The sequence below is a fragment of the Rheinheimera sp. A13L genome (genome assembly GCF_000217935.1).
Classification (GTDB): Bacteria; Pseudomonadota; Gammaproteobacteria; order Enterobacterales; family Alteromonadaceae; genus Pararheinheimera.
The window spans coordinates 322,603-341,690 of sequence record NZ_AFHI01000001.1 but is presented as its reverse complement, the minus strand read 5'-3'; the positions used below and the strand labels follow the sequence as shown (position 1 = coordinate 341,690).

The 19,088-nt window shown below is 45.3% G+C and carries 16 protein-coding genes; 8 read left to right on the top strand and 8 right to left on the bottom strand.

Annotated features, from left to right (window positions below):
* The first annotated feature begins 79 nt into the window (after positions 1–79).
* From RHEIN_RS01380 to RHEIN_RS01370, 3 genes are read left to right on the top strand one after another with little or no spacing between them, the layout of a single operon-like run.
* Positions 80–805: a hypothetical protein gene (locus tag RHEIN_RS01380; protein ID WP_008897178.1), complete on the top strand. Its 726-nt coding sequence runs from the start codon at positions 80–82 to the stop codon at positions 803–805.
* The gene (locus tag RHEIN_RS20230; protein ID WP_008897177.1) at positions 805–1,812 is read left to right on the top strand and encodes a sensor histidine kinase; all 1,008 of its coding nucleotides are present in this window, start codon (positions 805–807) and stop codon (positions 1,810–1,812) included. Before RHEIN_RS01380 ends, RHEIN_RS20230 begins: the two co-directional genes overlap by 1 nt.
* A 27-nt stretch (positions 1,813–1,839) precedes the next feature.
* Positions 1,840–2,580, top strand: a complete 741-nt coding sequence (locus RHEIN_RS01370) for a LytR/AlgR family response regulator transcription factor (protein ID WP_008897176.1) — start codon at positions 1,840–1,842, stop codon at positions 2,578–2,580.
* Between the two features lie 90 nt (positions 2,581–2,670).
* Here the strand turns inward: RHEIN_RS01370 and glyS are convergent, their stop codons facing one another.
* The 8 genes from glyS to dnaA form a co-directional block, all read right to left on the bottom strand.
* On the bottom strand, positions 2,671–4,728 hold the full coding sequence (gene glyS / locus RHEIN_RS01365; RefSeq protein ID WP_008897175.1) for a glycine--tRNA ligase subunit beta: 2,058 nt from the start codon (positions 4,726–4,728) through the stop codon (positions 2,671–2,673).
* Complete coding sequence (glyQ, locus tag RHEIN_RS01360; RefSeq protein ID WP_008897174.1) at positions 4,728–5,660, bottom strand: glycine--tRNA ligase subunit alpha; 933 nt, start codon at positions 5,658–5,660, stop codon at positions 4,728–4,730. Before glyQ ends, glyS begins: the two co-directional genes overlap by 1 nt.
* 186 nt (positions 5,661–5,846) lie before the next feature.
* Entirely contained in the window at positions 5,847–7,016 is a 1,170-nt protein-coding gene (locus RHEIN_RS01355) for a UvrD-helicase domain-containing protein (RefSeq protein WP_008897173.1), read from the bottom strand.
* Entirely contained in the window at positions 7,009–8,637 is a 1,629-nt protein-coding gene (locus tag RHEIN_RS01350) for an ATP-dependent nuclease (protein ID WP_008897172.1), read from the bottom strand. The genes RHEIN_RS01355 and RHEIN_RS01350 overlap by 8 nt, the downstream gene beginning before the upstream one ends.
* A gap of 155 nt (positions 8,638–8,792) precedes the next feature.
* On the bottom strand, positions 8,793–11,213 hold the full coding sequence (gene gyrB / locus RHEIN_RS01345) for a DNA topoisomerase (ATP-hydrolyzing) subunit B (protein WP_008897171.1): 2,421 nt from the start codon (positions 11,211–11,213) through the stop codon (positions 8,793–8,795).
* A gap of 2 nt (positions 11,214–11,215) precedes the next feature.
* Positions 11,216–12,316 (bottom strand): DNA replication/repair protein RecF, encoded by a 1,101-nt coding sequence (gene recF / locus RHEIN_RS01340; protein ID WP_008897170.1) that lies wholly within the window; start codon positions 12,314–12,316, stop codon positions 11,216–11,218.
* A gap of 3 nt (positions 12,317–12,319) precedes the next feature.
* Positions 12,320–13,429 (bottom strand): DNA polymerase III subunit beta, encoded by a 1,110-nt coding sequence (dnaN, locus tag RHEIN_RS01335; RefSeq protein WP_008897169.1) that lies wholly within the window; start codon positions 13,427–13,429, stop codon positions 12,320–12,322.
* Positions 13,430–13,441: 12 nt separating this feature from the next.
* A complete protein-coding gene (gene dnaA, locus RHEIN_RS01330; protein ID WP_008897168.1) occupies positions 13,442–14,803 on the bottom strand; it encodes a chromosomal replication initiator protein DnaA in 1,362 nt (453 codons plus the stop codon).
* Positions 14,804–15,249: 446 nt separating this feature from the next.
* Here dnaA and rpmH point away from each other — a divergent pair, with 446 nt between their 5' ends.
* The 5 genes from rpmH to mnmE all read left to right on the top strand — a co-directional run bounded on the left by rpmH (position 15,250) and on the right by mnmE (position 19,079).
* On the top strand, positions 15,250–15,384 hold the full coding sequence (rpmH, locus tag RHEIN_RS01325) for a 50S ribosomal protein L34 (RefSeq protein ID WP_008897167.1): 135 nt from the start codon (positions 15,250–15,252) through the stop codon (positions 15,382–15,384).
* Between the two features lie 19 nt (positions 15,385–15,403).
* The gene (rnpA, locus tag RHEIN_RS20600; protein ID WP_083826255.1) at positions 15,404–15,775 is read left to right on the top strand and encodes a ribonuclease P protein component; all 372 of its coding nucleotides are present in this window, start codon (positions 15,404–15,406) and stop codon (positions 15,773–15,775) included.
* Entirely contained in the window at positions 15,727–15,990 is a 264-nt protein-coding gene (gene yidD / locus RHEIN_RS01320) for a membrane protein insertion efficiency factor YidD (RefSeq protein ID WP_008897166.1), read from the top strand. Before rnpA ends, yidD begins: the two co-directional genes overlap by 49 nt.
* Positions 15,991–15,993: 3 nt before the next feature.
* The gene (yidC, locus tag RHEIN_RS01315; protein WP_008897165.1) at positions 15,994–17,628 is read left to right on the top strand and encodes a membrane protein insertase YidC; all 1,635 of its coding nucleotides are present in this window, start codon (positions 15,994–15,996) and stop codon (positions 17,626–17,628) included.
* 86 nt (positions 17,629–17,714) lie between these two features.
* A complete protein-coding gene (gene mnmE, locus RHEIN_RS01310; RefSeq protein WP_008897164.1) occupies positions 17,715–19,079 on the top strand; it encodes a tRNA uridine-5-carboxymethylaminomethyl(34) synthesis GTPase MnmE in 1,365 nt (454 codons plus the stop codon).
* The last annotated feature ends 9 nt before the right edge of the window (positions 19,080–19,088 follow it).

The following is a 19,088-nucleotide window of genomic DNA, read 5'->3' as shown; positions in this document are numbered from 1 at the left end:
TCGCTCTGTAAGGGCCAACACAGCTCCGCCACACTGCCTGCATCAAGACATTTAATCAATGATAAACAAGGAAAATACGATGCAACAGACTCATAAAATCTTTAACCAAACTAACTTAAACCTGCTGTTAATCACAACGCTGGCGGCTTTAACCATTAAAACCCAACTGCTGCCAAGCGACAGCAGCACAGTGCGTGAACTGAATGTGCAGCGTATTAATGTGATGGAACCCAGCGGTCATCCACGTTTGGTGATAGCCAATACCGGCCATGCACCTAAAGCCATTAAAGATGGCAAAGAATTTTTTGATCCGGGTCCGCGCCCAGGCATGATTTTTTACAATGACGAAGGCACAGAAAACGGTGGTTTTGTGTTCCGGGGTTTTGAAAAAGACGGCAAAGTGGAGCATGGCCTGCATTTATCTTTTGACCGTTACAATCAGGACCAAAGCCTGGCGCTACAACATATTGAGCAGGACGGTATGCTGGTGACAGGCCTGAACGTGATAGACAGGCCGCAGTACCCTATTGATGATTATATGCAACTGATGTTTGCCGCCGAAAAAGGTGATGCGACGGCCTCTGCCCGAATTAAAGAACTGGAACAACTACACCCAGATATTCATGGTCACAGAAGGGCTTTTTATGGCACATTAAACAAAAAAGCGATGCTGCAACTTAATGATCCACAAGGAAATAAACGAATTGAAATGGCTGTGGACACAGATGGACAACCTCAACTGGTGTTTTATGCCGAAGATGGCAGCGAACTGATGCGTTTACCTGAAGCAGTACAGGTGAAATGATGAAACAGCTAAAAACCTTTTTACTGTTATTGGCCTTTTCCTATGGTTTGATGTTGTATCTGGCGCTGCTGCAAACAGCGCCTGGGCAACCGCTACAATTTCATGCCGATGCCCCTGTCTGGCTGAGCTTGCAGGCGGTGTTATCGCTTTGGTTAAGCCGTAAGTTAGATGCTGTGCTTTGGGCTAAAGACGCTACGGCTTCACTGCTGCAGCGTTATAGCCAAAGCTTTGGCTTAAGTTTGCTGATTTTTGTTGGCTTGATGACAGGGCTACAACTTTTAATCGACATAACAATAGGCCAAGCCTTGTTACTACAACAGTATCTGCGGGTCAGCCTGATGTATCTGCTGGTGCATAGCTTAATAGCCGGAGCTGACTTACTCTGGCAGGCATTAAAACGCCAGCAACAACAGCAGCTGGAGCTTATGCAGGCGCAGCAGCATAACCAGCAGTACAAGCTGCAATTGTTGCAACAACAGCTGGACCCGCACTTTTTGTTTAATAACTTAAATGTGTTGTCTGTGCTTATTCATAAAAGCCCGGACCAAGCCGAACAGTTTCTCGACCATTTTGCCGATATTTACCGTTACCAGTTGCAACAAGGCAGCAAAACGATGGTGTCTTTGGCCGACGAGCTGACTTTTGCACAGCATTATATGGCGCTGTTGGCGCAGCGCTTTCCGGCCAGTTTTCAGTTGCAAATCACTATAGAGCCGCAACAACAAACAAACTATCAATTAGTGCCCTGCTGCCTGCAGTTGCTGCTGGAAAACGCGGTAAAACATAACAGCGCTTCAGCCGAACAGCCTTTAGTTATTCAAATAGAGCTGCAGCACAACCAGTTAATAGTGCGTCACCCACTAAGACCCAAAACTTTTGCTCAACCCGGCACAGGCATTGGCTTAACAAATTTGTCCGAACGTTGCCTGGCCTTATTCGGCAAACCCATAGCTGTGCTACAAAATGACGAATTTATAGTGAAAGTGCCGCTACAACACAGTGTTTAGAATCGGCGGCATAAGCAAGGATTAGCCATGAAAGTACTGATTATTGAAGACGAGCTTTTAGCAGCAGAAAAGCTGGCAGGTTATCTGAAACGATATCAGCCCGATGTAGAGATAGTTGCGCAACTAAGTTCTGTGGCGCAGGTACTGGAGTTTTTCGCTGCAGGGCCTAAAGCTGTGCAGCTGGATTTAATCTTCTCCGATGTAGAGCTGACAGATGGCCAGGTATTTACTGCGTTAGAGCAGCTGGATTTACCTTGCCCTGTGCTTTTCGCCACAGCTTACGATCAATACTGGATGCAGGTGTTTCAATACCAGGCGGTGGATTATTTACTGAAGCCCTTCTCCTACTCCAGATTCGCCGAAGCTATGCTGAACTTTGCCCAGCTTAAACATAAACTACAGCAGCCAGTGGTAGCTGCGGCACCAGCTTATAAAAAGCGTTTTTTATTACGCAAAGGCCAAAGCTTATCTATTTTGCCAGTCGCCGATATTCTGCTTATTCGAGCCGCCAACGGTGTATTACTAGCCACAGATAAAAATAACAGCGTACATATACTGACAGAAGCCAATTTAGGCGATATTGAAAGCCAGCTCGACCCCTGCGAATTCTTCCGGCTGAATCGCAGCGATATCCTGCATATCAGCAGTATTTTGCAGGTAGAACCTTACAACAAAGAGTCAGTGGCTGTAGTACTCAGCTGTGATAAAGAACCTGCTATCAGCAGTAAAACCAAAACAGCTTTGTTTAGGAAGTGGTTAAATCAGTAGGCTCCGAAGCCTCTACTTTTATAATGACTATCTTACCCAACAAAAAAGGAGCATGAGCTCCTTTTTTATTTACTATCAATAAGTTACTTATCACTGCAATACAGAAATATCCGCTACACGCAGGAATAATTCACGTAATTGCTGTAACAAGGCCTGACGGTTTAGGCGTACTGCTGCATCGTCGGCATTGACCATTACTTTGTCGAAGAACTGATCTACTACATCGCGCATGGCGGCCAGATGGCTTAAACCTTCAGCGTAGCTGCTTACAGTCGCCTGATAAGCTTGTTCGGCCACTATGGCCTTGTACAGTGCTTGTTCGGCTTCTTCGCTGAGCAGAGCGCTGTTGATGCTGGCAGGAATAGTTTCTGTTACTTTGGCCAGAATGTTCGCTACCCGCTTATTGGCGGCAGCTAAAGCTAAAGCGGTGTCCAGTTTACGGAATTCAGCTACAGCTTTAACACGGCGGTCGAAGTCGGCCGGATTGGTTGGACGGCGGGCTAATACGGCCTGGATCACGTCAACACCAAAACCTTCGCCTTCGTACCAGGCGCGGAAACGGCCAAGCATAAAGTCCAGTACTTCGTCGGATACGCAGGCTTGAGTCAGCTTGTCACCAAAGGTGGTTTTGCTGAACTCAATCAGTTCGATTAAATCCAGTGGTAACTGTTTTTCCACCATAATACGCAGCGCACCAATGGCAGCACGGCGTAAGGCGAAGGGGTCTTTGTCACCTTTTGGCGCCTGACCTATACCAAAGATACCCACCAGCGAATCCATTTTATCGGCGATAGCCACAGCACAAGCTTCAAGCTGGCTTGGCAAGCTGTCACCGGCAAAACGTGGTTTGTATTGCTCGTTCAGCGCTACAGCCACAGCTTCTGGCTCACCGTCAAGGCGGGCATAATGCATACCCATCACGCCCTGCACTTCAGGGAACTCGCCGACCATATTGGTCATTAAGTCGGTTTTCGATAACAAACCAGCGCGTTCAGCATGCTGTACATCAGCACCAATTTTGCCGGCAATAAAAGCCGCTACTTTGGCGATACGCTCTGATTTCTCCAGTAAAGTTCCCAGCTTTTGCTGGAACACCACAGTGCTTAAGGCTGGCAGACGATCAACCAGTTTGGTTTTGGCATCAGTGACAAAAAAGAACTGAGCGTCAGATAAACGTGGGCGCACGACTTTTTCATTACCAGAGATAATCTGGCTTGGGTCTTTGCTGGCAATGTTCGCCACAAAGATGAATTTATTCAGTAACTTGCCATTGTTATCAACCAGCGGGAAATACTTCTGGTTGTCTTTCATGGTGGAAATTAACGGCTCAGCAGGAACCTGCAGGAAACGTTCTTCAAAAGAACCTACCAGCACAACTGGCCATTCAACCAATGACGCGACTTCTTCCAGCAAGGCATCATCCATCAGCGCCACGCCGTTTAAAGCTTTGGCCTGAGCTGCTACGTTTTCAGCAATAATGGCTTTACGTTTGGCAAAATCGGCAATGACGTAAGACTGTTCCAGCGTGCTTAAGTAGGCATCGGCATTTTTGATTTCTACCAAAGCTGGTGCATGGAAACGGTGACCATAGCTAACACGGCCCGACTCTTTGCCCAGAATAGTGGCTGGCACTACGTCGTCACCTAATAACAGGGTAACAGTGTGCACAGGGCGAATAAATTCGGCCGTTGAATTGCCCCAGCGCATTGGCTTGGCAATAGGCAACTTAGCTAAAGCTGTGGTGATCACAGCTGGTAATAAAGCCGTTGTGCTTTCGCCTTTAATCAGCGCTTTATGAATGAGCCAGGCGCCTTTGTCTGTTTCTAAGCGTTCGGCTTGATCCGCAGTAATACCGTTTGATGCAGCCCAGGCTGCAGCAGCTTTAGTTGGCTGACCTTCGGCATCAAAAGCTGCAGCCAAAGCCGGGCCACGTTTTTCTACCACTTTGTCTTGCTGTTGCAATGCAAGTTGATTCACACGAACAGCTAAACGGCGTGGCGCTGCGTACCAGCTGACTTCGCCATGGCTTAAGTTTTGTTTCGCCAGCTCTTCAACAATATTGTCGCTAAAGGCAGTAGCTAAGGTTTTTAAAGCTTTTGGTGGTAACTCTTCGGTACCAATTTCTACGAAAAAATCTTGCACAGACATTATGCCTCCTGCTTTGACTGGTTACGGCACTTGCTATCACTACATAGGGGAAAACCTAACTTTTCCCGCGCAGCGAAATAGGCTTCAGCACAGGCTTTAGCCAGGGTGCGAACCCGCAGAATATAACGCTGACGCTCGGTCACAGAAATGGCGTGACGGGCATCCAGTAAGTTAAAAGCGTGCGAGGCTTTCATTACTTTTTCATAAGCCGGTAAAGCTAAACCTGCTTCAATCAGCTTCTGGCTTTCCGCTTCACACTGGTCGAAGTAAGTGAAGAGCGCTGGTACGTCAGCATATTCAAAATTATAAGTAGATTGCTCTACTTCGTTCTGGTGGAACACATCACCATAAGTGACACGGCCTAAAGGACCGTCAGCCCATACCAGATCATAAATACTGTCTACGCCCTGGATATACATCGCCAGACGCTCTAAACCATAGGTAATTTCGCCTGTGACAGGACGACACTCTAAGCCACCTACTTGCTGGAAATAAGTGAACTGAGTCACTTCCATGCCGTTTAGCCACACTTCCCAACCCAGACCCCAGGCGCCCAGCGTTGGCGATTCCCAGTTGTCTTCGACAAAACGGATATCGTGCACCAGGGTATCAATACCCAGTTCACGTAAGGAACCTAAATACAGCTCCTGAATATTGGCTGGCGACGGCTTTAAGATCACCTGAAACTGATAATAGTGCTGCAGACGGTTAGGGTTTTCACCGTAACGGCCATCGGTAGGACGGCGACAAGGTTGCACATAAGCCACGTTGGTAGGCTCTGGGCCTAAAGAACGTAAAAAAGTCATAGGATGGAAAGTACCGGCCCCTACTTCCATATCCAGCGGCTGAACAATAACGCAGCCCTGGCGTGCCCAATAATCTTGTAATGCCAGGATCAACCCCTGGAAGGTCTTCATATCGTACTTTTGCATTAGCCTGACCTGCTGGAAAAAATGACTGAAAAGTATACCTATTTGCGGCGTCGAACTGTAGCGCTAAGCCGCGTTTTTTATGGGTTTTTTAGTTTTTCTTATAAGAGGAGCCATAGTCGAATAAAGCAAAATATCTAGTTTCGTTAAAATCACCCAATCACAAAGACTTAACTACGACAGCTAGATTTAGATTTTTTGGTCGTTATATTTTAATACTCCGTCGAATTCTTCATTGTCAGCATAATCAGCAACAATAGCAGAACTGTATCTAGACCTTGTTAGGCCCACGTAGAGTTTAGCTCTGGCATCATTCTTTAAATTAAAATTATGATTCCTTAACCAAGACAGCATGTCTTTGGTCGGGTAGATCAATACTCGATTTACTGTTAGCCCCTTTGATTCTCCTAAATTCATAGCTTCATAAGCTTTGTTCACTTTGGTTGAGGAATTCCATCTTAACTGTAAAGGTCGATACTGTTCTAAGTACTCTTCCACTTGCTGAGGCTTTATTAGGAATATTCCATTATGAGGATCATCCTTATTACACTGTGCGCATGAACAAGAAATTGCTTTGGGGAGATTAGGATATAGTTTTGATGAAAACTCACAGATTAATCGGTGGTTCCGGTGAGATGCAGACAAGGTCTCCGTGTCGACAATACAAGTTATCTTTTTGCCAAGTTCATTTTCAACAAAATCTTTGATTTTTCCTTCTGCATACTTACCGAACTTCGGTGTGTTATGTGTTAGGTAGGTAACTTGCCTTGGATCACCTACGAGGACTAGCTTGGCATCTGATTTAAAAAACAACTTTAATAATTCAAGGTCATAACCTGCTAAATCCTGCACTTCATCTATGAATATATTCTTGAATGCGCGCGCCACCCTTGAAACAACAGCACCATTAGATTTCGCTTCGGTTTCACATACGAACTTCGCAATTTTGTCGGAATATATTTTAAGACTTTCGGTAAAGTAGTATTTTAAGAAATCCTTCTCGCCCCAATACAGCGGACGATTTTGGAATAGTAATGGTTTTCCGTTGCCATCGAACCTTTTTCCAGATTTATCGCTAGTTAGAATAAAGCCTATCGTCTTGTTGTGTAATTCCTCACACAAGACACTCTGGAAAGGCTTAACCCCGTTCTGCAATAGAAATGCGAACCAAGTTTTGATGGTAACGTTACTTGGGACATAGCCCACTTTAGCTACGAATCTTGAGCGGATTTCTCGTTCGTTAGCCTCGGTAAAAGTTGTGATCAATACTGTTTCTGGAGCCAAGGCGAGAGCTTGCTCTACTAAATACGTTGTTTTCCCCGCGCCTGCAGCGGCAATGAGAAGCCGATTATTATTCATTGCACCACTTAACCGCACTTTGAATATAGTCAGGGTAATGTAACGACTTTTTCGACTCAAACACCTTTAACGCCCATGAGGTTTTGTTGTTCACCATGTGGTCTACAATTTTCTCTGCAGTATCATAGTGTTTGTCATCCAGCTCTAATACTTCGCGAAGTAACTTTAGATTTTGTGAGTTTACACTTACAAATTGTGGCTCAAGTGTGTTCAATTCATCACGTAAGTCTGCAAATATTTTCACACACGGATATCCCAAATAATCTTTATATTTCTTAGTTATTTTTGAGTCATAATTTCCATCATTATCGGTAATGACTGCTACAGGTTGTTTTATCTTTATGGCTATATCTAAAAATCGCTTAAAAGTAAGCTTTACCGATATGACATCAATCCCATCTTCTATGGGAAGTCGCGCATCATTTGACTCCATGTAGCACTTTTGGAAAATCAGTTCATCAGAATCACCCTCAACAAGAACGGCTTTCTTGCAAAGCAAAATCCTTAATGTTTGATATCCTGGAAGCTTTTTAAAAAAATCGAATGTTGTTGGATCTAGGTCAGCCAATCGTACAACTTTTCGATCGTTTAATAATATGAGGTTTTCCAGACCAAGCTTATTGGCTACATAGCTACTATGCGTTGAAATGATGACCTGTTTACCTATACAGCTATCACTTACTGTTTTGATAAGTTGATTCAGCTTAGTATGAGAGAGGTGATTCTCCGGTTCTTCAATCAAAACTAGATTTGCTTCTTGATTACGCTGGTGTGCAAGGGCCAAGTTCGTTTTAATAATACATTGCTCACCTTTACCAATTTGATGAAAAGGCACGTTATCTAGGTAAGTCATGAGAGCGGTTTCCCATGAGTTCTGCGTAGACAGATCAACAGACACATTCAACGTCTTTTCAGAGATTTTAGCTTTGGCAGTAATTTTGGTATTAATAGCCTTCACCGCATCATCTTCGATGAACTGGTCTTTCATCTTTCGATAGGCTTGCGATAAACGAACTCTTTCTAAATCCTCTAAATCGTTTTTTATTATGCGAGAAATATATACGTCAGAACCATTTTGGTATTTTGCAGAGGTGGAATCAATTAGAACTGATTTAATAGGTATAGTTCTGCTTGTCACTGTTTCGCGAGCGAAGGAACTCCAGCTGACTTTGTAGTACTCGATGGGTAAGGTTGTCAGGTGTTGGCCGCCATTAGCCATAATCATCTGATATTCGGCTTTATATGATTCATCAAACTCAATTTTAAATACTACACCGTGAGCCTTCTCTTTATTTTGATTACCATTGCCTTCAAAGAGGGGGAAATTGGCATCTGAAAAAAATACCTCGATCGTTATACTCGGTAGCTGAGGGTTCGCTCCGTTTTTCAAATCTGATAGATAACTTTCCACAACTTTATAATTAAATAAGTACTGGCTGAGTTCATTCTTTAAATAGCGCCCATTTATCACCCCTGTCAACGCTAAATTTATTGCTTCAAGAATCGTCGACTTGCCAGCTTCATTGTCGCCTACAATTATATTAACGCCAGCGTTGAAAGTTATTGAAAACTTACCCTCGTAACATTTGTAGTTTTCAATGTTTACTTTTTCAATACGCAAAGGTATGTCCCTATAAAATCATCTACGTTCCTAACGTTATAATTTCTGACCAATTATTGCAACTAATCCGATATGCAAGTTCCACAACTCGAAGCACATAAAAAAGCAGGCTTAACTCAGCCTGCTTTTTTGCATTTGTTAGCGTACCAACAAACTTACACGTCCAGGTTTGCAACCCGCAGCGCGTTTTCTTCGATAAAGTTACGGCGTGGTTCTACGTCGTCACCCATTAGGGTGCTGAACAACTGGTCGGCACCAATGGCGTCTTCAATAGTCACGCGCAGCATGCGGCGAGTATTTGGATCCATAGTGGTTTCCCATAACTGCTCAGGGTTCATCTCACCCAGTCCTTTATAACGCTGGATATATAAACCACGTTTGGATTCAGCCATCAGCCATTCAAGCCCTTCTACAAAGCTTTCTATTGGCTTGATTTTTTCACCACGACGGACATAACCACCTTCTTCAATCAGGTCAGCTATAGCGCTGCCTAATTCAACAATACGGCCGTAGTCTACTGAGGTGATAAAGTCGTAATGCAGCAGGTATTCGTTGTCGATACCGTGCTGACGGATAATGACTTTTGGTATAAACAGATGACGTTCGCGGTCCTCTACCACTGCATAGGTGTAGCTGGAACCATCGCCTTCACGCTCTTGTAAACGAGTGACTATGTTCTTCGCCCAGCCTTCAGCTAAAGCAGCGTCTTTGCACAGCTCAGGCGTAAGAGCAGGCACATACACCAGTTCGTTCAGTAAGTTAGAAGGGATCTTACGGCTTAAACGAGTGATAGTGGCTGACACTTTATGGTACAGCTGCACCAAAGTTTCCAGCTGCAGGCCACCTATGCCAGGAGCATCTGCATTCACATGCAAAGTAGCTTCATCCAGCGCCAGCGTAGTTAAGTATTCAGTTAAAGCCGGATCGTCTTTAATATATTGTTCTTGCTTACCTTTTTTCACTTTGTACAAAGGCGGCTGAGCAATATAGATATAACCACGTTCAATCAGCTCTGGGGTTTGACGGTAGAAGAACGTCAGTAACAGAGTACGGATGTGAGAACCATCGACGTCAGCATCCGTCATCAGGATGATGCTGTGGTAACGGGTTTTATCCGGATTGTATTCGTCACGGCCAATGCCACAACCTAAAGCTGTGATCAGCGTGCCGACTTCCTGAGATGAAATCATCTTGTCGAAACGAGCTTTTTCTACGTTCAGGATTTTACCTTTTAACGGCAGAATAGCCTGATTTTTGCGGTTACGGCCCTGCTTGGCAGAACCACCCGCAGAATCACCCTCTACCAGGTAAAGTTCTGATAATGCTGGATCTTTTTCCTGACAGTCGGCCAATTTACCTGGTAAACCAGCGATGTCTAACGCGCCTTTACGGCGAGTCATTTCACGGGCTTTACGGGCGGCTTCACGGGCACGGGCTGCGTCGACAATTTTGCCAACTATGATGCGGGCTTCACCCGGGTTTTCTAACAAGTATTCGTTCAGTTTTTCGTGCATTGCACTTTCAACTGCAGACTTCACTTCACTGGAAACCAGCTTGTCTTTGGTCTGAGAACTGAACTTAGGGTCCGGCACTTTAACGCTGATCACAGCAGTTAAACCTTCACGGGCGTCGTCGCCTGTGGCCGAAACTTTCATTTTTTTAGCGTAGCCTTCGTGCTCAATATAAGTGTTTAACACCCTGGTTAACGCCGAGCGGAAACCTGCTAAGTGAGCACCACCATCCCGCTGTGGAATGTTGTTGGTGAAACAGTAAATACCTTCCTGGAAGGAATCGTTCCACTGCATCGCTACTTCAACAGAAATACCATCTTCTTCACGGTGTGAGGTGAAGTAAAAGGCTTTCTGGTGAACCGGAGTTTTAGTGCGGTTTAAGTACTGCACAAAAGCTTCGATACCACCTTCGTATTTGAAATGATCGGTTTTGTCGTCACGTTCGTCGGTCAGAATAATGCTGACACCAGAGTTCAGGAAGGACAATTCGCGTAAACGTTTGGCCAGAATATCGTAGTGGTAATTGATATCGCTGAAAATAGTTGGGCTTGGCCAAAAACGAATAGAAGTACCAGTGCCTTCAGTTTCACCTACCACAGCTAAAGGCGCGTCTGGCACACCTAAACGGTAGATTTGTGAATGCACTTTTTGCTTACGGCGAATGGTCAGCTCTAACTTGTCAGATAAAGCGTTTACTACAGATACACCTACACCGTGCAAACCACCTGATACTTTGTAGGAGTTATCATCGAATTTACCACCGGCGTGTAATACCGTCATGATGACTTCAGCTGCAGATACGCCCTCTTCGTGCATATCTGTAGGAATACCACGACCGTTGTCGCGTACTGATACTGAGTTGTCGGTATGGATAGTTACCCACACGTCAGTACAGTGGCCTGCTAAGGCTTCATCGATGGAGTTGTCGACGACTTCGAATACCATGTGGTGTAAGCCTGAGCCGTCGTCCGTATCACCGATATACATACCGGGTCTTTTACGTACGGCATCCAGGCCTTTTAATACTTTGATACTCGACGAGTCGTAAATATGTTCTTCGGCCATCTTCATTCTGTCCGTATTGTTATCTGTCCGTGTTCCACGTGAAACAATGCTGGATTCACATCCGGTATTGCTGGCAGAACCTGATCAGTATTAATCGCTGAAATAAAAACCTGCGAGTTAATGGTGTTTAAAAAACTAAATATATGACGCTTGGAATTATCGTCTAATTCCGAGGCCAAATCATCAATTAATAACACTGGCTTTTTATGGCCGTAGTTATAAATCACGTTACTTTGCGCAACTTTCAGCGCAAAGAGTAATACTTTAAGTTGTCCACGCGACAACACTTCTTCTACCGCCTGGCCCGCTACTTTCAGCTTTAAATCCGCCTTTTGTGGGCCAAACTGACAATGTCCTAAGCGCAAATCCTGCAGAAAATTTTGCTGCAATAATTGCTGCAATTGCTCTGGTGTATCTATACGTTCGGGCCAGCCTGAATACAACTGCATGGTTAAACCCGAAGCCCAAGACGCATCAACCAATAAAGGCTGGACGGCCCCGTCTAAAGCCGAAATATAACGCTGGCGTAAAGCCTGTAATTCAAATGCCAAACTGGCCAGGTTTTGGTCCCAGTAAGCATATTCGTCGTTATAACGCTTTTGTGTTTTTAACAACGCATTGCGATGTTTCAGTACACGCTGCAATTTGCTCCACAAGGAATAGAAACTGTGTTCCACGTGAAACAATCCCATATCGAAAAACTGTCGCCTTTCTTTTGGGCCACCCAATAAAAGCTTAAAGCTTTCCGGGGTAATTAATTGAACCGGCAGTAATTGCGCCAGTTCAGAGACGCGGTTCAGGTCTTCCCCGTTTAACCGCATCCGTAGTTCGCCTTCGCGTTCGCGCTGCAAACCCAGGTTTAAAATCTGCTGCGCCATTTCAACTTTGGCATTGAGTAAAAATGCCGGTTGTTCATAGCGGATCAGTTTTTCTGGTCTGCTGCTGCGAAAAGAACGGCCATGCGCCAAATAATAAATGGCCTCGAGCAAACTGGTTTTGCCGCTGCCATTTTCGCCATAAATCAGGTTTATCCCGGAACGAAACTCTAATTGAGCTTCGGCAATGTTGCGAAACTGCTGAATTCTAAGCGTATTTAATGCCATTCACTATAAACGCATTGGCATCACAACGTACATGGCGCCTGACTTACCGGCTACACCTTCAATCAGCGCGCTGGAATTGCCGTCACTTAAATGCAGCACGACCAGGTCGGTTGATAAGGTATTCAGCACGTCAAGCAAGTAGCCCACGTTAAAACCAATTTCCAGCGTATCGCCCTGGTATTCCACTTCAATGCTTTCTTCCGCTTGTTCGTGCTCAGGGTTATTCGCCACAATTTGCAGCTCGCCTGAACTCAGGGTAAAACGTACACCACGGTATTTTTCGTTCGACAAAATAGAAGCGCGAACACAAGAATCCTTTAATACGTCACGGTGTGCCGTTACCAGCTTAGTGCTGTTGCGTGGCAATACACGGCGATAATCAGGGAAACGGCCATCAATCAATTTACAGCTGAAGCTGAACTGAGTGTCGGTTAAACGGATATGGTTTTGACCTAAACTTAAAGTCACCAGCTGATCATCGGCTATTAACAAACGCATCACTTCCAACACGCCTTTGCGCGGAATAATGATTTGTTTTTGATGACCGGCCGTAGCAGCCAGTTCAATAGAACTCATGGCCAGGCGGTGGCCGTCTGTTGCTACAGAACGTAAAGTGCCGTTATCTACTTCAAATAACAAACCGTTCAGGTAATAACGCACATCCTGGTTTGCCATAGAAAATGCTGTATCGTCTAATAAATGACGCAGCTGATTGCGTGGCAACTGTAGGTCGACCTCGCCTTGCCAGCTTTCTAAATTTGGATAATCGTTGGCGCTTAAGGTAGACAAAGTAAATTTACTTTTGCCTGTGCTGACCACACAGTTATCACCTTGCACTGTGACACTTAATAAAGAGGTGTCGGGCAAGCTGCGGCAAATATCCAGGATCTTTTTCGCCGGCACAGTAATACGGCCTGGGCTTATCAGTTGCTGGATAGGTGACATGGCCACCAGTTCGATTTCTAAGTCGGTACCGGTCAGAATGAGCTGGCCGTCTTCGCGCGCTTCAATCAACACATTCGACAAAATAGGTAAAGTATGGCGCCGTTCAATAGCACCTGACACCATTTGTAAGGGTTTGAGCAGAGCGTCGCGTTCAATAGTAAATTGCATCACCATTCCCTATTATGAAGACAATGTTCGAATTAAGTTTTGGAAATCTTCTTTAATTTCATGCGTCTCTTCTTTTAACGATTCGATTTTACGACACGCATGCAAGACTGTGGTGTGGTCACGGCCACCAAAAGCATCACCAATTTCCGGCAAGCTGTGGTTGGTCAGCTCTTTCGCCAACGCCATCGCCATTTGACGGGGACGGGCGACTGAACGACTGCGGCGTTTAGACAATAAATCCGCCACCCGTATTTTGTAATACTCGGCCACAGTTTTCTGAATATTTTCAATAGTCACCAACTTGTCTTGTAACGCCAGCATATCGCGTAATGCTTCACGCACAAAGTCGATGGTAATAGGACGGCCAGTAAAGTTAGCGTTGGCAGAAATACGGTTTAACGCCCCTTCTAACTCACGCACATTAGAGCGAAGGCGCTTAGCGACAAAAAACGCCACTTCTTCCGGCAGACGAATATTGATCTCCTGCGCTTTACGCATCAGGATCGCAACCCGGGTTTCCAGCTCTGGTGGTTCAATGGCGATAGTTAAACCCCAGCCGAAACGACTTTTTAAGCGTTCTTCCACGCCGTCGATTTCTTTTGGATAACGATCGCTGGTTAAAATGATCTGTTGGTTACCTTCAAGCAAGGCGTTAAAGGTATGGAAAAACTCTTCCTGGGAACGATCTTTTTTCGCGAAGAACTGAATATCATCGATAAGCAGCGCGTCCACAGAACGGTAATAGCGCTTAAACTCTTCTATCGCATTGTTTTGTAAGGCTTTTACCATATCCTGTACAAAACGTTCTGAGTGCATATAGATGACTTTGGCATTTGGATTTTTCGCCAGAATGCCGTTACCTACCGCATGCAATAAGTGGGTTTTACCTAAACCTGTGCCGCCGTATAAAAACAGCGGGTTATAAGCTGTGCCCGGATTATCGGCTACTTGCTTGGCAGCAGCGCGCGCTAACTGGTTCGATTTACCTTCAACAAAGTTATCGAAGTTGTGTTTAGCATTAACATTGCTATTCACTATAGTTTTCGGCGCTGGCTCAGGCATAGCGGCCACAGGAGCTGCAGCAGGTGCAATACGTGGCAATTGATTCACAGGGGCGGCCAAAGGCTTTTGGGTTGAACCTACATCAAAGCGTAAACGTGGCGCATGATCGCCACAGTAGCCCTGGATCAGTTCATTGATCCGGTTCAGGTATTTGTCACGCACCCAATCCAACACAAAGCGGTTAGGCGCATACAAAGTCAGTGCGTCATGCGAGCTGTCAGCTTGTAATGGACGGATCCAGGTTCCAAAATCACGAGCTGGTAGCTCGGCCTGGAGCGCTTCGAGGCAATTTTTCCAAACGGACTGATACACCATATCTCCAAAAGCCCCTAATAATTATTATTTAGTTAGGCGGGCGTAAGTGAAAAGAGCAGCATTATCATATGATCTTATCCACAAGTTCAATATTGACTTTTGCAAAAATGCGACGAGCGGCAAAAACAATATGTAACCACTTGTTTTACATAAGAATAAACATCTTATTCTATTTACTGATATGCAAGCAAAATATAAGACCAAAGTGGTCCAAAAACACAAATTTTTTAAAACAACTCACATTTTATCCCAGCTGAACCACCTGCCTTGTGGACAACTTTTAAAGATCGGTAAAAAATAACGATCAGATCAGCAGAAACACAAGGATCTGCATTGACAAGAGCTGCTGACCCGCTTAGAATTCGCGCTCTTTTTTAATCGCTGCGTTTTGGTTTTTACTAAAACACAGACCCTTAGTAAATATCGACCGGACGGACGAAGTTATGAAAAGAACATTTCAACCTAGCGTTTTAAAACGTGCTCGCGTCCACGGCTTCCGTGCTCGCATGGCTACTAAAAATGGCCGCCAAGTGATTGCACGTCGTCGTGCTAAAGGCCGCAAGCGCTTAACAGTCTAGTCAGATTCGTAAGCGCTGCGTGGTCAGCTATACATTCAGCAGGGAGTTACGTCTGTTAACTCCCCGCGAATTCGACAATGTCTTCCAAAATCCCTTCAGGGTTTCTTCTCCTCTCTTTACCATATTGTGTAAGCCTAATCAGTCTTCTCATCCAAGACTTGGTCTGACTATTGCCAAAAAACGTGTTAAATTAGCCACGCATCGAAACCGCATCAAAAGATGTTCACGGGATAGCTTTCGGCTACACCAACATGAACTTCCGCCTGTTGATTTAGTTTTGATGGTAAAAGGTGATATCAGCAACACGCCCAATGAAGAATTGCACAAGCAACTGGATAAGTTATGGGGCAAAATAGCTCGCCAATACAAAATACTGGTGCAAGACTGCTAATTTCCACTGTACGTGGTTATCAGAAGTTGATCAGTCCTTTATTTGGACCCAGTTGCCGGTTTTATCCCACCTGTTCTCATTACGCTATTGAAGCCATAGAACGCTTTGGTGCCGTAAAAGGTGGTTGGTTAACTACAAAACGTTTATTAAAATGTCACCCCTTACATCCCGGTGGTGAAGACCCGGTTCCACAAAAGCAGAAAGAGACTAACTAACAGATGGATTCTCAACGCAGTTTATTAGTGATAGCCCTCGCCTTCGTTAGCTTATTGTTATGGCAGGCATGGCAAACCGATCACGCGCCTAAACCAGTAACTCCTGTTACTGAACAAAGCACAACCAGCTCTGCTGGTTCAGCTGATTTGCAATTAAGCAGTTCAGGCACCTCAGCTCAACCTGCAGCCCCTGTTGCAGCTCAGCAAGTGATTACTGTCAGCACTGATGTATTAAAAGTGCAGATCGACACCAGAGGTGGCGATATTGTTGACTTAACCTTACCTGCTTTTACTTTAACCAAAGACAGCGACCAGCCTTATCAGCTGATGCGTAAGTTAAATGGTTTTGAATATGTGGCTCAGTCTGGTTTATTAGCAGACGGCCCGGATGACAAACGCAACAGCGGTCGTCCTGTATACAGCGTGGCCCAAAGCAGCTATCAGCTGGCTGACGGTGAACAGCAAGTGGTGGTGCCTTTAACTTTTAGCCACAACGGCTTAGAGATTGAAAAACGCTACACCTTTACCGCTGGCAAATATGATGTCCGGGTAGAATATCTGCTGAAAAATACCACAACAGGCACTAAGCTGGTTCAGCCTTATCAACATCTGGTGCAAACCATTGATAATGGCGAAGGCAGCAATATGATGATGCCTATTTACCGTGGCGCTGCTTACTCCACTTCTGATAAACGTTATGAAAAATACGATTTTGAAGATATGCAGGAAACCAACCTGGCTCAATCCACCAAAGGTGGTTGGGTAGCTATGTTGGAGCACTACTTTGTTGCAGCCTGGATCCCGGAAAAAACTGCAGACAACCAGTTGTACAGCTTAGTAAACGGTGGCAATGGTGTAGTTGGGGTCAGAGGCCCGGAATTAACTATTGCTGCAGGTGAAAGCCTGACTATAGCTTCTACTTTTTATGCTGGTCCAAAAAATCAGGACAACTTAGCTGCTATTGCTGATGGCCTGGATCTGACAGTGGACTACGGTTTCTTATGGTTTATCTCTCAATTTTTATTCTGGTTACTGACTAAGATCCAACTTGTTGTCGGAAACTGGGGTGTAGCCATTATTATGATCACCTTAATTGTGAAAGGTTTGATGTACCCTTTGACTAAAGTGCAGTACGAGTCTATGGCCAAGATGCGTAATCTGAAGCCAAAAATTGACGAACTGCAGGCTCGTTTTAAAGACGACCGTCAGAAAATGGGGCCGGCTATGATGGAACTGTACCGCAAAGAAAAAGTAAACCCTATGGGTGGCTGCTTACCTATGCTGGTGCAAATGCCAATCTTCCTGGCGCTGTACTGGGTATTTGTCGAAAGTGTGGAATTACGTCAGGCTCCGTTTATGTTATGGATCCAGGATTTATCCACACAAGATCCGTACTACGTATTACCAGTGCTCTTTGGTATCAGTATGTTTGTGATGCAAAAACTGACGCCTATGACAGTGACGGATCCTATGCAGCAAAAAATTATGCTGTGGATGCCAGTGGTGTTCTCCGTATTCTTCCTGTGGTTCCCAAGTGGTCTGGTGCTGTACTGGTTAGTCAGCAACCTGATTTCTTTAGCCCAGATGCTGTATATCTACCGTGGCATGGAGAAGAAAGGCTTATACACTAAGGCCTGATACTCCTGAGCTACACTTTAAAGGCCTGTTCTCAGGCCTTTTTGTTTTTCTACATTTGAACATTTGGTTTCTTAAGACGAGGTTTTATGTACAGCACAGACACTATTGCAGCTCAGGCCACAGCCACAGGTCGTGCCGGTGTAGGAATAATACGGGTATCAGGCCCTGCCGTATCCGCAGTGGCTTCTGCCATTCTGGGCAAAGTACCTAAACCTCGTACTGCTGAATACCTGCCGTTTTTGGATGCAGAGCAACAAACTCTGGACCAAGGCATAGCGCTGTATTTCCCAGGCCCCAATTCCTTTACCGGTGAAGATGTACTTGAACTGCAAGGCCACGGCGGCCCAGTGCTTTTAGATATGCTGCTGCGCCGTGTGCTGGAGATGAAAGATGTGCGCATAGCCCGCCCAGGCGAGTTTTCCGAACGGGCCTTTTTAAACGACAAATTGGATTTAACTCAAGCCGAAGCCATAGCCGACTTAATTGACGCAAGCTCAGAGCAGGCAGCACGTTCCGCTATGCATTCGTTGCAGGGTGAGTTCTCGCGCAAAATTCACGACCTGGTCGAAAAAGTGATTTATCTGCGGATTTACGTAGAAGCAGCTATCGACTTTCCGGATGAAGAAATCGACTTTTTATCTGACGGTAAAGTAGCGGGTGACTTAGCAGATATTATTTCTGATTTAGCTGGCATCCAAAAACAAGCGACTCAGGGCAGCATATTGCGTGAAGGCATGCGCGTGGTGATTGCAGGCCGGCCCAATGCCGGTAAATCCAGCTTATTAAACGCTTTGGCAGGCCGTGAAGCCGCCATAGTGACAGAAATAGCAGGTACCACCCGTGATGTACTGCGTGAGCATATTCATATCGACGGTATGCCTTTGCATATTATCGACACTGCAGGTTTACGCGAAGCCACAGACAAAGTGGAACAAATAGGCATAGAACGCGCCTGGCAGGAAATAGAACAAGCTGACCGTGTACTCTTTATGGTTGATGGCACCACCACTAACGCCACAAGCCCGGCTGACATCTGGCCAGACTTTATGTCACGTTTACCGAAAGACTTAGGTTTAACTGTCATTCGCAATAAAGCCGACTTAACAGGTGAAACTACAGGCGCCAGCCAGGACGGCGACTATCCGGTTTTTCATATTTCCGCCAAAACCAATTCCGGTATCGAAGAGTTACGTGATCACTTAAAAGCCTGCATGGGTTTTGACGCCAATACCGAAGGCAGCTTTATCGCCCGCCGCCGCCATTTAGACGCGCTGGAACGGGCTGCAGAGCATTTGGCTATAGGTGACGCTCAGTTGCATAACCACTTAGCGGGCGAGCTGTTAGCAGAAGAACTACGCCTGACTCAGCAGCACCTGAATGAAATCACCGGCGAATTTAGTTCGGATGACTTATTGGGCAGGATTTTCTCGAGCTTTTGTATAGGGAAATAAGTTAAGGAG

What these genes read in the sequence shown, in the direction of transcription:
- rpmH (WP_008897167.1), top strand. Translation starts at nt 15,250, where the DNA reads ATGAAAAGAACATTTCAACCTAGCGTTTTAAAACGTGCTCGCGTCCAC.
- yidC (WP_008897165.1), top strand. Translation starts at nt 15,994, where the DNA reads ATGGATTCTCAACGCAGTTTATTAGTGATAGCCCTCGCCTTCGTTAGC.
- RHEIN_RS01370 (WP_008897176.1), top strand. Translation starts at nt 1,840, where the DNA reads ATGAAAGTACTGATTATTGAAGACGAGCTTTTAGCAGCAGAAAAGCTG.
- glyS (WP_008897175.1), bottom strand. Translation starts at nt 4,728, where the DNA reads ATGTCTGTGCAAGATTTTTTCGTAGAAATTGGTACCGAAGAGTTACCA.
- mnmE (WP_008897164.1), top strand. Translation starts at nt 17,715, where the DNA reads ATGTACAGCACAGACACTATTGCAGCTCAGGCCACAGCCACAGGTCGT.
- RHEIN_RS20230 (WP_008897177.1), top strand. Translation starts at nt 805, where the DNA reads ATGAAACAGCTAAAAACCTTTTTACTGTTATTGGCCTTTTCCTATGGT.
- yidD (WP_008897166.1), top strand. Translation starts at nt 15,727, where the DNA reads ATGGGGCAAAATAGCTCGCCAATACAAAATACTGGTGCAAGACTGCTA.
- dnaN (WP_008897169.1), bottom strand. Translation starts at nt 13,429, where the DNA reads ATGCAATTTACTATTGAACGCGACGCTCTGCTCAAACCCTTACAAATG.
- RHEIN_RS01380 (WP_008897178.1), top strand. Translation starts at nt 80, where the DNA reads ATGCAACAGACTCATAAAATCTTTAACCAAACTAACTTAAACCTGCTG.
- glyQ (WP_008897174.1), bottom strand. Translation starts at nt 5,660, where the DNA reads ATGCAAAAGTACGATATGAAGACCTTCCAGGGGTTGATCCTGGCATTA.
- RHEIN_RS01355 (WP_008897173.1), bottom strand. Translation starts at nt 7,016, where the DNA reads ATGAATAATAATCGGCTTCTCATTGCCGCTGCAGGCGCGGGGAAAACA.
- gyrB (WP_008897171.1), bottom strand. Translation starts at nt 11,213, where the DNA reads ATGGCCGAAGAACATATTTACGACTCGTCGAGTATCAAAGTATTAAAA.
- recF (WP_008897170.1), bottom strand. Translation starts at nt 12,316, where the DNA reads ATGGCATTAAATACGCTTAGAATTCAGCAGTTTCGCAACATTGCCGAA.